The 16,726-nt window shown below is 36.7% G+C and carries 15 protein-coding genes and 1 pseudogene; 7 read left to right on the forward strand and 9 right to left on the reverse strand.

Annotation, left to right across the window (positions count from 1 at the left end; all coding sequences use genetic code 11):
- The first annotated feature begins 250 nt into the window (after window positions 1-250).
- From LD272_RS01510 to LD272_RS01525, 4 genes are all read left to right on the forward strand, one after another.
- Window positions 251-997 (forward strand): CBS domain-containing protein, encoded by a 747-nt coding sequence (locus LD272_RS01510; protein WP_226034815.1) that lies wholly within the window; start codon window positions 251-253, stop codon window positions 995-997.
- Window positions 998-1,052: 55 nt separating this feature from the next.
- Window positions 1,053-1,451: a hypothetical protein gene (locus tag LD272_RS01515; RefSeq protein WP_226035011.1), complete on the forward strand. Its 399-nt coding sequence runs from the start codon at window positions 1,053-1,055 to the stop codon at window positions 1,449-1,451.
- Between the two features lie 63 nt (window positions 1,452-1,514).
- Window positions 1,515-1,646: a hypothetical protein gene (locus tag LD272_RS01520; protein ID WP_439647370.1), complete on the forward strand. Its 132-nt coding sequence runs from the start codon at window positions 1,515-1,517 to the stop codon at window positions 1,644-1,646.
- Between the two features lie 323 nt (window positions 1,647-1,969).
- Window positions 1,970-2,137 (forward strand): hypothetical protein, encoded by a 168-nt coding sequence (locus tag LD272_RS01525; protein ID WP_226034816.1) that lies wholly within the window; start codon window positions 1,970-1,972, stop codon window positions 2,135-2,137.
- A gap of 156 nt (window positions 2,138-2,293) precedes the next feature.
- Here LD272_RS01525 and gltD read toward each other — a convergent pair whose 3' ends face one another.
- Both gltD and gltB read right to left on the reverse strand, forming a co-directional pair.
- Complete coding sequence (gltD, locus tag LD272_RS01530) at window positions 2,294-3,790, reverse strand: glutamate synthase small subunit (protein WP_226034817.1); 1,497 nt, start codon at window positions 3,788-3,790, stop codon at window positions 2,294-2,296.
- Between the two features lie 15 nt (window positions 3,791-3,805).
- Window positions 3,806-8,362 carry a glutamate synthase large subunit gene (gltB, locus tag LD272_RS01535; protein WP_226034818.1) on the reverse strand — a complete coding sequence of 1,519 codons (4,557 nt, stop codon included), beginning with the start codon at window positions 8,360-8,362 and terminating at the stop codon, window positions 3,806-3,808.
- Between the two features lie 131 nt (window positions 8,363-8,493).
- Here gltB and gltC point away from each other — a divergent pair, with 131 nt between their 5' ends.
- Window positions 8,494-9,396 (forward strand): glutamate biosynthesis transcriptional regulator GltC, encoded by a 903-nt coding sequence (gene gltC / locus LD272_RS01540; protein ID WP_226034819.1) that lies wholly within the window; start codon window positions 8,494-8,496, stop codon window positions 9,394-9,396.
- Window positions 9,397-9,523: 127 nt separating this feature from the next.
- On the opposite strand, the gene sspL is transcribed toward gltC, so the two are convergent.
- Both sspL and LD272_RS01550 read right to left on the reverse strand, forming a co-directional pair.
- On the reverse strand, window positions 9,524-9,664 hold the full coding sequence (gene sspL, locus LD272_RS01545; protein WP_226034820.1) for a small, acid-soluble spore protein L: 141 nt from the start codon (window positions 9,662-9,664) through the stop codon (window positions 9,524-9,526).
- 76 nt (window positions 9,665-9,740) lie between these two features.
- Window positions 9,741-10,619 (reverse strand): 5'-3' exonuclease, encoded by an 879-nt coding sequence (locus LD272_RS01550; RefSeq protein ID WP_226034821.1) that lies wholly within the window; start codon window positions 10,617-10,619, stop codon window positions 9,741-9,743.
- 252 nt (window positions 10,620-10,871) lie between these two features.
- Between LD272_RS01550 and msrA the strand changes: the two genes are divergently transcribed.
- On the forward strand, window positions 10,872-11,402 hold the full coding sequence (msrA, locus tag LD272_RS01555; RefSeq protein ID WP_226034822.1) for a peptide-methionine (S)-S-oxide reductase MsrA: 531 nt from the start codon (window positions 10,872-10,874) through the stop codon (window positions 11,400-11,402).
- Window positions 11,403-11,564: 162 nt separating this feature from the next.
- A pseudogene (locus tag LD272_RS01560) lies at window positions 11,565-13,127 on the forward strand (IS1182 family transposase); the annotation flags it as partial.
- 161 nt (window positions 13,128-13,288) lie between these two features.
- Here LD272_RS01560 and hisIE read toward each other — a convergent pair.
- The 5 genes from hisIE to hisB form a co-directional block, all read right to left on the reverse strand.
- Window positions 13,289-13,963 carry a bifunctional phosphoribosyl-AMP cyclohydrolase/phosphoribosyl-ATP diphosphatase HisIE gene (gene hisIE / locus LD272_RS01565; protein WP_226034823.1) on the reverse strand — a complete coding sequence of 225 codons (675 nt, stop codon included), beginning with the start codon at window positions 13,961-13,963 and terminating at the stop codon, window positions 13,289-13,291.
- Window positions 13,944-14,711 carry an imidazole glycerol phosphate synthase subunit HisF gene (hisF, locus tag LD272_RS01570; protein ID WP_226034824.1) on the reverse strand — a complete coding sequence of 256 codons (768 nt, stop codon included), beginning with the start codon at window positions 14,709-14,711 and terminating at the stop codon, window positions 13,944-13,946. Before hisF ends, hisIE begins: the two co-directional genes overlap by 20 nt.
- A complete protein-coding gene (gene hisA / locus LD272_RS01575; protein WP_226034825.1) occupies window positions 14,708-15,412 on the reverse strand; it encodes a 1-(5-phosphoribosyl)-5-[(5-phosphoribosylamino)methylideneamino]imidazole-4-carboxamide isomerase in 705 nt (234 codons plus the stop codon). Before hisA ends, hisF begins: the two co-directional genes overlap by 4 nt.
- Window positions 15,413-15,519: 107 nt before the next feature.
- Window positions 15,520-16,113 (reverse strand): imidazole glycerol phosphate synthase subunit HisH, encoded by a 594-nt coding sequence (hisH, locus tag LD272_RS01580; RefSeq protein WP_226034826.1) that lies wholly within the window; start codon window positions 16,111-16,113, stop codon window positions 15,520-15,522.
- Complete coding sequence (gene hisB, locus LD272_RS01585; RefSeq protein WP_226034827.1) at window positions 16,110-16,697, reverse strand: imidazoleglycerol-phosphate dehydratase HisB; 588 nt, start codon at window positions 16,695-16,697, stop codon at window positions 16,110-16,112. Before hisB ends, hisH begins: the two co-directional genes overlap by 4 nt.
- Window positions 16,698-16,726 lie beyond the last annotated feature (29 nt).

Raw genomic sequence — 16,726 nt, forward strand, 5'->3', positions numbered from 1 at the left:
TAGAAATTTTCCATGTATTTTATAAAAAATTAATCTATGTAACCATTCTATTATTAAAACGACCAAGAAAACAAGAAATTGTAATTGAAAAATTCAAACATTTTGAGTTTTTCTTGTTTTTTAAAAAAAGCAACCCCAAAAATGACTTCTTTCAATGAACTGGTTTATTTCCACCTCTGATTCTTATTGACTAGTTAAACATTTAGATAATTATGTTAATATATTACTATCATGTTAAGGAGTTGAACACATGGAGCCGGTTATACATGGAGAAAATGTGCATAGATTTGAAGCAGCATATAACAGAATTCATAATAAATTAATAGATTTAGTATTCTCATCAAGAAGGCATGTTCCTTATGGCGAGGTATTACACCAAGCAAAAAAACTTCATAATGTCGTAAAGTATAATTATGATATTCTTCGTCAGTTTGGACACTTGCGAAACGCATTAGTTCACCGCAAAATTAAAAATGACTTTTATATAGCTGAGCCACATAAAGAAATTGTTGAAGAGATTGAAACAATTTGCGAATTATTATATAAACCTCCTATGGCGCTTTCAGTTGCATCTCAACCAGTAACTACATACTTAACTATTACACCCTTGAAAGAAATTTTAAATAAGATAAAAGAAAAAGGTTTTTCGCAGTTTCCTATATATGATGACAGTGGGTTTCAAGGCCTCTTGACTGAGGGTGGAATTGCCAACTGGATTGCCTGTAATTTAATTAATAATACAATTTCTTTTGAAAAGGTTTCCGCTTTGGACGTACTTAAAAATGAAAAGAAACACAATGTTAGGTTTTTACATAGAGAAAGTACAATCTACGATTTGGAAGGGACTTTTGAGGCTAGTTTTGATGAGAACTTAAAATTAGAAGCTATAATCATTACTGAAACAGGTTCTATAAAGCAAAAACCGATTGGTATCGTTACCTCGTGGGATCTAGTTAAAATTGATCATACGACCATTTCTATTGCTAGCCATGTTTAACTACCTAATAGAGTTAAATGATTATTTTTAGAATGCTAGAGAGGTTGAAAAGATGATGAGAGAAGCTATTCAATTAATGGCAGATATAGTTAACGAGGGTCATGATGTTCTAATCGTTCTGTTCCAACTGCTGGGATTCAACTTGAATGATAAGCAACTACATTTTTGGATAATAGGAATTATCGGAATTGTGACATTTTTCTTTGTTTATACCTTTTTTAAGCTTCTAGATAAATTAAAAATAAGTACTACTGTATTTTCTTTTATTTATACGTTTACAGTAATGATCGTATTAGTTTTTGCAATAGAGATTCAACAAGCCATTACAAACAGAGGGAATATGGAATTTGCTGATGCTGTAATAGGATTATGGGGTTTCATCGTATTCTTCTTGGTCTATGTGATACTAGCATTAACAATTCTTATTATCAAAAAGGTGCTAAATAAAAAATAAATATCAAAACAAATAGATTGCATATTAGTACAAACTTTTAACTAGACAATTAGGAGGAATCTCATGCTTAAAATGGGATTTATTGGTTTTGGTAAAAGCACTAATCGTTATCACTTACCATATGTATTACTAAACGAAAGAATGGAAGTTAGTAAGATTTATAACCGAACTAGAAAACCAGAATTAGAAAATTAGTATCATCACGAAAATATTGAGTTTACGACTGATCTAGAAATAAGTTGTATTTGCTTATCTTCTAATATACTACAAAGGAATTGCTAGATTTAGCTACTAGATAAAGGGTTAACAATAATGCTCTCTATTATGATGGCGCCTTTTATGGTTTAGGTGTTCATTTACTCGATCAGGTGATTTCTCTGTTTGGAAGGCCTGAGAAAGCTATTGTAAAAACAAACCATTTAGTTAAATTGCCTTATCCAAAATTCACTGTCCATGGTAAAAATCGTAGCTATCTTAAGTTTGGCATAGATAAACAAGAAGAATGTCTTAAAGCGGGAATGAAACCTAATGAAAGTGGTGTTGGAGTAGATAGTGAAGATGCTTATGCTAAAGTTAGCTTCATCGACAATAACGGGAATGATAAGGTGGAAACAATTGTTACTCCATTAGGTGATTACGGCAAAGTTATGATAACCTTTACGATGCAATCATCAATGAAAAGATAAGATAGTTAAAGATAAAGAATTATTAACAGTGATGGAAATATTAGAAAAAGGGATTAATGCCAAAGAAAATCCAAAGGTGGTCGTATTAGATAATTAATGTTAACACTCTAAAAAACCCGATTCCCTCTACTAGGGAATCGGGTTTTACTATTATTCTTACATCGCTTCATAAGTCGGAAGTGTTGATGCTCCCATTAAATACTCATCGACAGCATGGGCTACCTCACGACCTTCATTGATAGCCCAAACAATTAAACTTTGACCTCTTCTTGTATCACCGGCAGCAAATACACCTTCTATATTAGTAGAGAAATCACCATATTCAGCCTCTGCTTTGCGGTTAACTATGTTAACACCAAACTCTTTTAGTACAGGCTGTTCTGGACCTTCAAAACCAATTGCAATTAATACAAGTTGGGCGGGCCATATTTTTTCGGTTCCAGGAACTTCCTCATAAACAAACATACCATTTTCATCTCTAGTTTTCTTCATTTCTATCGTATGCAATTCTTTTAGGTTGCCATCGTTATCTGCAACAAACTTTTTTGTTTGAATGGAATACTGACGAATGTCTTCTCCAAATTTTGCTTTAGCTTCTTTATGCGCATAGTCAAGACTGAATACATGAGGATACTCAGGCCAAGCGTTTTCAGATGTACGCGCTAACGGAAGTTGTGGATGTTTACCAAATTGGACGATACTATTAGCATTTTGACGTAATGCAGTAGCAATACAGTCTGCACCAGTATCTCCCCCACCTATTACGATAACATCTTTTCCTTCTGCTTCAATGTAATTATTATCTTCAAAGTTAGAATCTAAAAGACTCTTAGTTGAAGTGGCTAGATAATCCATTGCAAAATGAACACCTTTAGATTTTCGGCCATCGATTACGAGATTCCTTTGCTTTTGAGCTCCTGTACATAAAATCACAGAATCGAAACGTTCTTTTAACTCTGCGGCCGTTATATCCTTACCTACTTCGGTATTGGTTATAAAATCAACGCCCTCTTGCTTTAAAAGATTAATACGGCGTTCTACGACATCTTTTTCAAGTTTCATATTAGGAATACCATACATTAATAATCCACCTGCGCGATCATCACGCTCAAAAACAGTTACTGAATGTCCCGCTTGATTCAATTGATCAGCACTTGCCATGCCAGCAGGTCCTGATCCAACAATAGCAACTTTTTTACCAGTTCTTTTCTCAGGTATTTTCGGTGTAATCCAACCATTTTCGAAACCTTTATCAATAATGGATTGCTCAATATTTTTAATTGTTACAGCCGGGTCAGAAATTGCTACAGTACATGACCCTTCGCACGGAGCTGGACAAACCCTTCCTGTGAATTCAGGGAAGTTATTCGTCTTCATTAATCGTTCTAGTGCTTCTTTCCACATACCGCGGTAAACTAAATCATTCCACTCAGGTATTAGATTATATACAGGACAGCCTGACGCCGCACCATTAATTTCCATACCGATATGACAAAAAGGAGTACCGCAGTCCATACAACGTGCGCCTTGTTCACTCATTACGTCATCCGAGAAAGGAGCAGAATATTCTTTCCAGTCATTTAAGCGTTCAATAGGATCACGTTGAGTTGCTTCTTCGCGCTTAATTTCCATAAAACCTGTTGCTTTTCCCATATTCTTATCTCCTTTCTATTTTATCATTGCTTTTTCAAGCTTCTTTTTTGAAACAATTTTGTTTTCCTTTTTAGCCTGAAAAGCACTCATTTTTGCTTCTTCATCTGATTGACCATAATCTATGAATGTTTGAATCTGATTTAACATTAGTTTATAGTCCTGAGGAATTACTTTAACGAATTTCTGAATAGACTCATCCCAATTTTCCAAAATGCTAGCAGCTTTACTACTGTTAGTGTATTGGTATTGTTTTTGAATCATTTCTTTCAATTCATTGATTTCCTTTAGATCAGTTAATGTTTCGAAATCAATCATTTCTTTATTAGTTAAATACTTAAACTTATCTTTATCTTCAGCAAGGACATAAGCAGTACCACCAGACATTCCGGCAGCAAAGTTTTTGCCAACTTCGCCGAGAATCACTACACGTCCACCAGTCATGTACTCACAACCATGGTCTCCAATACCCTCTACGACAACTGTTGCACCACTGTTTCTAACAGCAAAACGTTCGCCAGCACAGCCGTTGATATATGCTTCACCGCTAGTAGCGCCATAAAAAGCTACGTTACCAACAATAACATTTTGACTCGGGTGAATTGTTGATTCTTTGGGTGATGATACAACTAGCTTACCACCAGACAATCCCTTGCCTATATAGTCGTTAGCATCTCCAGTTAACAGCATCGACATTCCTTTTGGAACGAATGCGCCAAAGCTTTGACCAGCTGAGCCAGTGAAACGTAAGGTGATTGTATCTTCAGGTAAACCTTCTTCTCCGTATCGCTTAGAAATTTCACTACCAACAATTGTACCTGTTACACGATTAATATTTCTTATCGAATAAGATACATCTACTTTCTCTTTTGTTTCTATTGCAGAACTTACTGCTGGTAATATCTTAGTGATATCCAATGATTCATTAATTTTATGATCTTGCGGGGTGGTAAACGTACGCTTTCCACTAGGTTGATATAATAATGTCGATAAATCTAGGTCTTTAGCTTTCCAATGTGCTTTTGCTCTATCACTTATACCTAGTACATCAGTGCGGCCTACCATCTCTTCTAGAGACTTAAAGCCTAGTTGTGCCATAATTTCACGTAACTCTTCTGCTACAAAACGCATGTAATTCACAACATGATCTGGGTCACCAGTGAATTTTTTACGTAACTCAGGGTTTTGCGTAGCCACACCAACAGGACAAGTATCCATATGACAGACACGCATCATAACGCAACCTAATACAACTAATGGAGCAGTAGCAAAACCAAATTCCTCTGCACCTAATAGTGCAGCCATAGCAACGTCTTTTCCTGTTAGCAGTTTACCATCTGTTTCCAAAACTACTCTTTCGCGTAATCCATTTAACATTAAAGTTTGGTGCGCTTCAGCTAAACCAAGCTCCCAAGGAAGTCCTGTATGCTTAATACTAGTTTTAGGTGATGCACCTGTACCGCCGTCATAACCAACAACTGAAATGACGTCTGCGTTACCCTTTGCAACACCCGAAGCGATTGTACCAACGCCAGCCTTTGCAACCAACTTAACGCTTATACGAGCATCGCGATTAGCATTTTTCAAATCATGAATGAGCTGAGATAAGTCTTCAATCGAATAGATATCATGATGCGGTGGTGGGGATATTAGGTCCACACCAGGAGTTGAACCACGAACACCAGCTACCCATGGATATACTTTTTTACCAGGTAATTGACCTCCCTCACCAGGTTTAGCTCCTTGAGCCATTTTTATTTGAAGTTCATCAGCATTTACAAGGTAATGACTTTTCACTCCAAAACGACCAGATGCAACTTGTTTAATTGCACTTTTTCGGCTATCACCATTTTCGTCATTAATATAACGTTTAGAATCTTCTCCGCCTTCACCACTATTACTCTTTCCGCCTAAACGGTTCATTGCGATTGCAAGTGATTCGTGCGCTTCTTGACTTAATGAACCGAATGACATCGCACCTGTTTTAAATCTTTTTACAATTGAATCGACAGTTTCTACTTCATCAATCGGAATAGATTGATTTGATTCAAATGAAAATAAGTTACGTAGAAAACCTAAACGTTCTTCGTCGGCTGATTTAGAGAATTCCTTAAATAAATGATAGTCACCACGTCGGCATGCCCATTGAAGGGTGTGAATAGTTTTAGGGTTGAACGCATGGTGTTCTCCGGTTTTTCTCCACTGAAAATCACTGCCTGGTTCAAGCGTTTGATCAACAGCATCAGCATAACCGTCTTGGTGAAGCAATGTAGCTTCTTTGGCAATTGTATCTAAACCAATACCGTCAATTTGGGAAGCTGTACCAGTAAAATACTTATCGATTACTTCTTTACTGATTCCCACTGCTTCAAAGATTTGTGCCCCACGATAACTTTGAACAGTTGATATCCCCATCTTAGACATTACTTTAATGACACCTTCTGTTACCCCATCGATGTATTTGTTAATAGCTTCATCATAAGTAACTGAAAGGTTTCCTTGATCAATTTCATCTTTATAAGTTTCGAATGCAAGATATGGAACTATCGCACAAGCCCCGTAACCGATTAAAGCTGCAAAATGATGAACCTCTCTCGTTTCACCAGTTTCAATTAAAATACTAACCTTCGTTCGATTACCTTTGCGAATAAGATACTGATGCAAGCCACTTACAGCTAACAAGGCGGGAATCGCAACTCTTTTTTCACTCATATTGCGGTCTGAAAGAATAAGGATGTTAGCACCTTCATTAATAGCTTGTTCAGCCTTAGCAAACACTTCTTCTATCCCTGCTTGTAAATCAGTCGAGAATAATGAATCTATTGTCTTACTTTTAAAACCGGAATAGTTATCTTCTTTAATAGTTTTAAATTGCTGATTTGATAGTACAGGTGATTCCAATTGTATGCGATGACAACTCTCATTATTAGGGTGTAAAATATTTCCTTCTGGCCCTAATAAGGTCATCGTTGATGTAACTATTTGTTCACGATAAGCATCAATTGGCGGATTTGTCACCTGGGCAAACAATTGTTTGAAATAATTATATAGTGACTGTGGACGGTTGGACAGAACTGCTAACGGCACGTCACTTCCCATCGCACCGATCGGATCCTTTCCTTCTGTAACTATTGGTAATAAGTATTTATGAATATCTTCATACGTATAACCAAATGCTTTTTGTCGAGTGAAAAGATCACTTATTTTCTCTTCCTCTATATTATCAACTGGCTGATCCAGTTTAATTAACTTTTCATCCAACCACTTCTGATATGGATGTGCGTTTGCTACTTCATCCTTGATCTCTTTATCCGAGATAATACGACCTTCTTCTAGGTCTAAGAGAAGCATTTTACCAGGACTTAAACGGTCTTTATATAATATATTTTCTTCCTCTACATCAATTACACCAACCTCGGAAGAATAAATAAGGTAATCATCTTTTGTAACATAATACCGAGCTGGACGAAGACCATTTCGATCCAAAATTGCTCCAATTTGTTTGCCATCAGTGAATGTTATTGATGTAGGACCATCCCACTGTTCCATCAAACAACTATGGTATTCATAGAAAGCTTTTTTTTCTTTTGATATATGTGGATTTTTCTTCCATGGTTCTGGAATTAACATCATTGCTGCATGTGCTGGTTTACGTCCAGCTAATGTAAAGAATTCTAGTGAATTATCTAACACTGATGAGTCACTTCCGTCTGCATTTAGTATCGGAAGAATTTTCGGTAGATCATCACCAAAAGCTTCCGATATAAATTGTTGTTCTCGGGCTCTCATCCAATTAATGTTACCTCTCATTGTGTTTATCTCACCATTATGGATGAGGTAACGATTCGGGTGTGCCCTTTCCCAACTTGGAAATGTATTTGTACTAAAACGAGAATGTACTAATGAAAAAGCCGATACGAAATCTTCATCTTGTAATTCCAAATAAAATTCATCTACTTGGTTAGGAGTTAATAAACCCTTATACACTATCGTACGATTTGATAGGCTAGGAAAATAAAAACGCATTTCTCGCTTCTCAGCCCAGTTTTCTGCTTGCTTCCGAATTACGTATAATTTGCGTTCAAAAGCTAAATCATCTTGTAACTTGTCGCTAGCACCAATAAATACTTGACGCACAACTGGACAAGTGTCTTGTGCCTTTTTTCCGAGTTTTCTGATATCTACAGGTACAGTTCTCCAACCAAGGAGCTTCTGTCCCTCTTGTTTTATAAGTGAATTTAAATGGTTTTCTATTTCATTTCTTTCATCTTCATCTTGAGAAAAGAATACCATTCCTACTCCATAGCGCCCTTTTTCTGGTAAATTTAATTCAGGACTAACTTTACGGAAGTAACTATCCGGTATTTGTACCATTAAGCCCGCACCGTCTCCTGTATTCGGATCACTACCTTGACCACCGCGGTGATCTAATTGGCAAAGCATTTCTAAACCTTTTTTGACAATGTCGTGTGTAGCCAATCCTTTGATATGAGCATATAAACCAATTCCACATGCATCATGTTCAAATTCAGGACGATATAGACCCTGTGCTTTAGGCATTTGATTGTAACTCATATTATGCGCCCCCGTTTACTCTAATCCATTTAAGGTGTCTTATTACTATTATAGGTTTGATTATTCATCCAAACAATATATAATAAAGATAGAAACCATCTCACTTTGAGATGATCGGGGAGAAATGTTATATGGAATTAAGACAATTACGTTATTTTATGGAGGTTGCTGCAAGAGAACATGTCTCAGAAGCAGCGGTGAATCTTCATGTTGCCCAGTCTGCTATTAGCAGACAAATAGCAAACTTAGAAGCAGAACTTGGCGTTTCTCTATTTGAAAGAGAAGGTAGAAATATTAAATTAACACAAATAGGCAAAATATTTCTTACTCATACAAAAACAGCAATGAAAGCAATAGATCATGCTAAAAAGCAAATAGACGAGCACCTAGATCCAGAACAAGGATCAATTAAAATTGGATTTCCGACTAGTTTAGCGAGTCATCTACTTCCAACGGTAATCTCAGAATTCAAAGGATTATATCCAAATATCGCATTCCAACTGCGACAAGGTTCATACAAATTCCTAATTGAATCAGTAAAAAACCGTGAGCTAGATATTGCTTTTCTAGGCCCAGTTCCAACCGATGTACCTGAGATTAATACCCATATATTATTTACAGAAAGTCTATATGCATTGCTACCAGCGTCACACTCATTAGCTGATCGATCGAGTATTAACCTTAGTGATCTAAGAACAGATGCTTTTATACTATTTCCTAAACAATATATTCTTCATAAATTAGTTGTTGACGGGTGCAAAAGGGCTGGATTTTCACCTAAAGTTTCTTCAGAAGGAGAAGATTTAGATGCAATCAAGGGTTTGGTTTCCGCTGGTATTGGTGTCACGCTTTTACCGGAAAGTACTTTTTATGATGCTACCCCACGCTTCACAAAAAAAATACCAATTGATTTGCCACAAATAAGACGGTCTGTAGGTATTATCACACCGAAAAACAGAGAACTTGCACCGTCAGAAAAAGTATTTTATCAATTTGTTAAAGAATTTTTTGCCAGGCTTCAACAGTTTCAATAAAATATACAAGCCAATGGATAACCGATTCGTGAAGCCGGATTTTATGTTCATGTAAATTTCTTTCTAAACTAAGAGGCCTGACACAGTGGTACATTTTCCACTGTGTCAGGCCTCTTTTGTTAATAACTCATCTTTTTGTATTCGTTTTTTTCGCGCGTTGTTCTAATTGTGACTTAGGTCGTTGGTTAGCTGTATCTTCGGTTAGTCCTTGTGGATTTACACTAGTTTCAGACCGATTGGCGCTTCTGTTATTCTTTTTTTCACTCACTTAAAACACCTCCAAATCTAGTGTTTTCAAGCAAGTCACTTATTATGCTTACTATAATACTAATTGTTGTTAAGGACTAAACAACTTTATTCAACCATCTTGAGATATTTTTTAGTTCCAGGTCCTGCAATTTGAGATTTACTCTTTCACTATTAATGCTCCAAACAGCATCATCTAATGAACAAGACACAGGTACCTCGCAATGAATTTTAGCTAATTTACGTGATAAATGTAGCATCTCGACATTGTCTTCAATTTTCTTTTTTATACCCTTAGATAAAAAGTCTAGGTTGGTTAGTATATCGTCAATTGAACCATACTCTTGTAATAGTTTTAATGCAGTTTTTTCACCAATTCCTTTGACACCAGGATAGTTATCTGATGGGTCGCCCATTAATCCTTTCAAATCAATCATTTGTTTTGGTGAAATTCCTCTCTGTTCATAAAAGGTGTCGTCTCTTAAAACATCGTAGTTTCCTTGCCCTTTTTTCATGATAGCTACAGAGATATTTGGTTTTACTAATTGTAATATATCTTGATCACCAGTAACGACTACTACATTATTCTCTTGACCGTATTCATTCGCTAAAGTACCAATACAGTCATCGGCTTCAAAACCAACAATTCCTACATTTGGAACTTCAAATGCATCGACAACCTCTTTGATTAGATCAAACTGTGGTACCAATTCAACTGGTGGCTCTCCTCGATTGGATTTGTACTCTTCATATAGGTCTGAGCGAAATGTTTTACTACCCATGTCCCAACAACAAACAACATGACTCGGTGAAAATGTCTCAATAGCATTTATAAAATAATTAAGAAATCCAAAGATAGCATTTGTCGGTACACCTTTACTATTAATCATAAAGTTACCTGTATAGCCAGTTGCATAAAAACCTCTGAACAATAATGCCATTCCATCTACAAGTAAAACAGTTTTTTTAGTTTCCATAACAAAACCTTTCTTTTGAGTAATTTTCGTATTACCATATTATAATCTCATAAATTGATAGTTTTAACCAATGTTATTCAGGTTTTTAGCTTGTTATATATTAACATATATATTTATATTAAACTTGTGGTTCCTTTGAATGGGATTCTAACACATTGTAAAACTCACTGTGTTTGGGATTTTAAGAGTTGTCAGATGAATAATCAAACTGGTATATTAGAGGTTATAGATTTAAATATGGAGTGAACAAAAGTGACAAATAAAATAGAAACCGCAACATTCGCAGGTGGTTGTTTTTGGTGTATGGTCAAACCCTTTGACAAGTGGGACGGTGTTGAACAAGTCGTATCCGGATATATAGGTGGACAGGTTGATTCACCAACTTATGATCAGGTAAAGTCTGGTACAACTGGTCATTATGAGGCTGTTCAAATAACCTTTAATCCCAGGTTAATAAATTATCAACAAATCCTAGACTTATATTGGCCGCAAATAGATCCCACCGACGAAGGTGGACAATTTCATGATCGAGGATCTCAATATCGGACAGCAATTTTTTATCATACGGATGAGCAAAAAGATAAAGCAGTACACTCTAAACAGAATTTGATCGAAAGCGGTAAGTTCAAACAGGATATTGTAACAAAAGTACTACCTGCTAGTACATTCTACCCTGCTGAAGACTATCATCAGCATTTCCATAGGAAAAATGAAAAAGAGTATCTTGCTGATCGACAAAAATCTGGTAGGGATCAATTTATAAAAAAACATTGGGAAGCATAATAATAGAGGCTGGGACAAAACTCAGTAAATAAAAAAAGCGTGGTAATCACCGTGTAGGTGACGTACCACGCTTTTTTATATATTCGTTTATTTTTACTAAACAAAAAGAACCCCTTTTGATAGAATTAAAGTCACTACACAATAACTATCGGAGGGATTCTTATGTTTAAAAATTATAACATAAATCAAGTTGTTTTGCCGCTAGATTTAGAAATAAAATTGGATGAAAATGATATTGCTTATGCGGTAAATGATGTTGTAACACAGGTTCCGGATGAAGCATTCGCTTCCTTTTCCCGTGAAAACGGATGTCCAGCCTACCACCCAAAAATGATGATGAAAATAATCTTGTGTGCCTACACGCAGTCGATTTTCTCAGGAAGAAAAATCTAAGGGTTACTCAAAGACAGTGTGCGTATGATGTGGTTAGCGCAAGGATATGAACCAAGTTATCGAACCATCAATCGTTTCCGTGTCCATCAAAAGGTTAAAGAAATACTGCGCCAGTGTTTCGTGCAATTTCGTTGTCAGCTGGTGGAAGAAGAACAGATTGATGAAGAAGCGATTTTTATTGATGGAACCAAGATTGAAGCGAATGCCAATAAGTTTACATTTGTATGGCGTAAATCGATTGAAAGGCACAGCGTTAATTTGGTGGAAAAATCTAACCAAATGTATGATGAATTATTGGAAAAAGAAATTATTCCAGGCATTGAACGCGAAAGTTCGGACGAACTTTCCACGGATGAACTCACAAAAGTAGTGAAACAGCTGGACGACGAGGTAAAGATCTACGACAAAAAGATAGAAGCTAGTAAGGTTGGTAGCGAGCGGAAACAAGTTCGATCGGAGCACAAAGCACCCAAACAATACCACAAAAAATTTAAGGATTTTGTGGTGCGTAAACAAAAGTACCAAAACGACATGGAAATCTTTGGAGAACGCAACAGTTACTCAAAGACCGACCATGACGCAACTTTTATGCGAATGAAAGATGATTACATGAAGAACGGTCAACTAAAATCAGGCTATAATGTGCAGGCTGCGACGGAAGGACAATATGTGCTCGCTTATGATGTATTTCCGAACCCGACAGATACACGCACCTTCATTCCATTTCTGGATAACATAGAGGATAACTTCTTTAAGTTGCCGAAGCATATTGTCGCTGACGCAGGGTACGGAAGTGAACAAAACTACGAAGATGTCATGGAGAATCGAAAACGCACCCCCTTGATTACATATAACCAGTATCGAAAAGAGAAGAAAAAGAAACACAAGAATAACGCTTTCCATACAGCCAATTGGGAATATAATGAGGGAGACGATACGTTTACCTGTCCAAATGGAAAACAATTGATGTTCAGCTACGTGTCCAATCGAACAGACAAATATGGACTGACACGAACGTTTAAAGTCTATGAGTGTGAGGATTGTTCAGGTTGTCCCTTGCGCTCTCAATGCACCAAAGCGAAGGAAGGAAATAATCGAAAAATTTATTATAACGAAAAATGGGAACACCAAAAAGAATATATTAGGCAGCTGCTTTCGGAAGAGGAAACTGGTGAAATCTACGGCAAACGAAAAATTGATGTGGAACCAGTCTTCGGGTTTCTGAAGGCTAATTTGTGCTTCACTCGTATGTCTGTGAGGGGCGAAGAGAAAGTAGAAAATGAATTAGGATTTGCATTCATGGCGGTAAACTTGAGGAAGTACACCGCCATGAAGATAAATCAACCAACAGATCATGAAAGTAATCCAACGAAAAATGGTTCCAATCATCAAAAACCGATGATTGGAACCATTTTTAAGTTATTTTTGGCTAGTTATGTCCCAGCCTCATTTTTTTTGAGTAAAATATTAGGTGAGAAGCAAACGTTAGTTCACTACCACTCTTTTATTTCGGGACGATCACCTTTACTATTGCCTTTTTTAGAGAAACGATTACTAAGTTCGTCTTTAACATCATTTAAAGACACATTTTGGTCAGCCATTAACACAAAACTATGATAAAGCAAATCACTTACTTCATTTACAATTTCTTGTTTATCCTGATTTTTAGCAGCAATAACGACTTCTCCGGCTTCTTCAATTACCTTTTTACCAATTTTGTCTATTCCTTTATCAAATAAATAATTTGTATAAGAATTTTCCGCTTTGACTCTCTTCCGCTCTTCCACTTCATCCATTACTACATCGAAAATATCCAATCTACTATTAGTATAGTTGTCACTTTCAAGAGTAGAATCATTATTCAAGTCAATTGATTGATAAAAACAAGTCCGTTCTCCTGTATGGCAGGCTGGTCCTTCCGGTCTAACATGGATCAATAATGTGTCATTATCACAATCTAATTTCATTGATGTGATTGTTTGGAAGTTACCTGAAGTGGCTCCTTTATTCCAAAGCTCCTGACGAGAACGAGAATAAAACCATGTTTGTTTTGTTTCGATTGATTTTTGAAATGATTCTTCATTCATGTATGCTAACATCAGTGTTTCTCTCGTCTTATCATCTACGATAATTGCTGGAATTAACCCTTTAGAGAAGTCCGGCTTCACGAATATTCACTCCCTTTTTATTACAGTCTTCTTTTACCTCTTTAATAGAAAATGTATTCTCATGAAAAATGGAGGCAGCTAACCCTGCTGAAACATCTGTTTTCCTGAACACTTCTGAAAAGTGGTCTGGTTTCCCACATCCTCCAGAAGCTATGACTGGAATTCGAACAGCATCTACCACAGCTTGAGTTAGTTCAAGATCAAAACCATCCTTTACTCCATCCGTATCAACACTTGTTAGAAGGATTTCGCCAGCACCTTTTTGTTCAGCTGTTCTGACCCACTCAATTGCGTCAATACCAGTATCCTTACTACCGCCGTGGGTCATTACATGCCATCCATCCTCAAATCGTTTGGCATCTACTGCAACAACGATACATTGAGCTCCAAATCTGGCAGCTGATTCACTAATAAGCTCTGGATTAGCAACTGCTGCTGAATTCATGCCAACTTTATCAGCACCTGCTCTTAACAAGCGAGTAACATCATCAATGGTTTTCACTCCGCCTCCAACGGTAAATGGGACAAATACGTTTACCGCTGTTTCTCTAACGATATCTATCATCGTTTGTCTGCCTTCATTTGTAGCGGAAATGTCCAAGAAGATAATTTCATCAGCACCATCTTTTGAATAAGCCGACGCCATCGCTACAGGGTCTCCAAGTTCACGTAAAGAGACAAAGTTTGTACCTTTAACTACTTTACCTTCTTTTACATCAAGGCAAGGGATAATCCGCTTAACAATCACTGAGGTCCCCCCTTTAGTGTTACTGTACCTTCGTAAATTGCTTTACCAACTATTGCTTCTTTTATCCCTATTTCCCGAAGAGCGATTAAGTCTGAGTTATCTTTAATGCCGCCAGAGGCAACAATCTTACAGTTGACAGCTTTTAATAGATTTTCTAATGCGACTAGATTCGGACCAGTCATTGTTCCATCTCTTGAAATATCCGTAAATACAATTGTTTCTACTCCTAGTGATTCCATCTTTTTGGCGAATTCTATATAATCAACTTCAGAAACGGTTTCCCATCCACGTGTTGCTACTTTTCCATCTTTTGCATCGATACCAATCACAATGTGGTTGGAGTATTTTGCTAAGGCTTCTTTTAGAAAATCTTCGTCTTCGATTGCTGCTGTGCCTAAGACAAGCCGACTAGCACCAGCTTCCACTAGATTTTTAATTGTCTCTAAATTTCGAATACCACCACCGACTTGAATGGGTATTGATGATTGTGAGCACAACTTTCTAATCAGATCATATTGTCTCGCTTCTCCGTTGCGAGCACCATCTAAATCTACGATATGGACAATTTCGGCTCCATCTTTTATAAAGGTAGATAATTGTGTCTCAGGGTCGCTGCCTACTTGCGTTGTTTTATTGAAGTCTCCTTGATAGAGTCGGACACACTTCCCATCGATTAAGTCAATTGCAGGTAATATTTTCATTATATTTTCCTCCCAGAATAAATCGGTATCATGAATGCTGGTAATTCTTTTGCTTAGAAGTATATTTAGTCGTTAGTAAGGTATGTTAGGTGATAGGAAGCTAACTTTTAATTAGATTGAAGGAAAGCTTTTAATATTTCTACACCAACTTCACCACTCTTTTCCGGATGAAATTGTATTCCGAGTACATTATCTCTTTTTACGATTGCAGGTATTTCTGTTCCATACTCTGCTGAAGCAACCAGATTACTCGAATCAGTTCTAGCCTCGAATGAGTGGACAAAATAGACGTGTTGATCTTGAAATGGTTTAAACGCTTTATTCCCTGTTTTTATATTAAGTGCATTCCAGCCGATATGCGGCAATAAATAGTCAGTTTCTATTTTTTCTACAGTACCTGGAATGATATCTAATCCGCTTGAAACTCCACCTTCATAACCTTCAGTAAATAGCAACTGCATACCTAAACATATACCTAAAAACGGCTTTTCTTTTGCTAAGTGTTGTAACGGGTTTCTAAGAGATCTTTTATCTATTTCTTCAACAGCTGCCTGAAAAGAGCCCACTCCTGGTAAGATGATATGTGAAGCTTGTTCTAATTCATCAGCATTATCTGTTAACAGAACATCATGACCTAACCGTTTAAAAGCAGTTGAAACACTAGCAACATTCCCCATTCCATAATCAACGATTGCTATCATTCAATTAACCCCTTTGTTGAGTTTACCCCTTTAATATCAGAGTTAACCTTTATTGCTTCGGCTAGCGAGCGACCAAGTGCTTTGAATAAGGATTCAATTTTGTGATGTGTATTTTCACCATACAGTACTCTTGCGTGTAACGTAATACCTGACTGAAAAGCAAAAGCTTGAAGGAACTCCCTCACAAGTTCTGTATCAAAGTTCCCTAATTTTTGATTTGTGAATGTGGCATCAAATGCTAAAAATGGACGTCCGCTAATATCAAGGGCGACAAAGCCTAAAGTCTCATCCATCGGTACATATGCAGAGCCATATCTAGTAATCTGATTCTTGTCACCTAATGCTTCTTTTAGAACTTGCCCTAAAACAATACCAACATCCTCAACGGTATGGTGGCTATCAATGTGTAAGTCACCATCTGCTTTAACAGTTAGGCCAATTCTACCGTGTCTAGCAAGTAATTCTAACATATGATCAAAAAAACCAACGCCAGTATCGATGGTAACTTCCTCTCCATTGTCTAAATTACATGAGACTTCAATTGATGTTTCATTTGTTTTTCTAACCTTATTGGCACTTCTCATTATTTTCACTCCATTTATTAAAGGATAGT

The sequence above is a fragment of the Aquibacillus saliphilus genome, assembly GCF_020404745.1.
Taxonomy (GTDB): domain Bacteria; phylum Bacillota; class Bacilli; order Bacillales; family Amphibacillaceae; genus Aquibacillus; species Aquibacillus saliphilus.

Excerpts from the sequence above, each read along its gene's own strand:
- hisH (WP_226034826.1), bottom strand. The coding sequence starts at position 16,113 with ATGATAGCAATCGTTGATTATGGAATGGGGAATGTTGCTAGTGTTTCA.
- gltC (WP_226034819.1), top strand. The coding sequence starts at position 8,494 with ATGGAATTAAGACAATTACGTTATTTTATGGAGGTTGCTGCAAGAGAA.
- LD272_RS01520 (WP_439647370.1), top strand. The coding sequence starts at position 1,515 with ATGCTTAAAATGGGATTTATTGGTTTTGGTAAAAGCACTAATCGTTAT.
- hisA (WP_226034825.1), bottom strand. The coding sequence starts at position 15,412 with ATGAAAATATTACCTGCAATTGACTTAATCGATGGGAAGTGTGTCCGA.
- LD272_RS01525 (WP_226034816.1), top strand. The coding sequence starts at position 1,970 with ATGAAACCTAATGAAAGTGGTGTTGGAGTAGATAGTGAAGATGCTTAT.
- gltD (WP_226034817.1), bottom strand. The coding sequence starts at position 3,790 with ATGGGAAAAGCAACAGGTTTTATGGAAATTAAGCGCGAAGAAGCAACT.
- hisB (WP_226034827.1), bottom strand. The coding sequence starts at position 16,697 with ATGAGAAGTGCCAATAAGGTTAGAAAAACAAATGAAACATCAATTGAA.
- gltB (WP_226034818.1), bottom strand. The coding sequence starts at position 8,362 with ATGAGTTACAATCAAATGCCTAAAGCACAGGGTCTATATCGTCCTGAA.
- LD272_RS01550 (WP_226034821.1), bottom strand. The coding sequence starts at position 10,619 with ATGGAAACTAAAAAAACTGTTTTACTTGTAGATGGAATGGCATTATTG.
- LD272_RS01510 (WP_226034815.1), top strand. The coding sequence starts at position 251 with ATGGAGCCGGTTATACATGGAGAAAATGTGCATAGATTTGAAGCAGCA.
- LD272_RS01515 (WP_226035011.1), top strand. The coding sequence starts at position 1,053 with ATGAGAGAAGCTATTCAATTAATGGCAGATATAGTTAACGAGGGTCAT.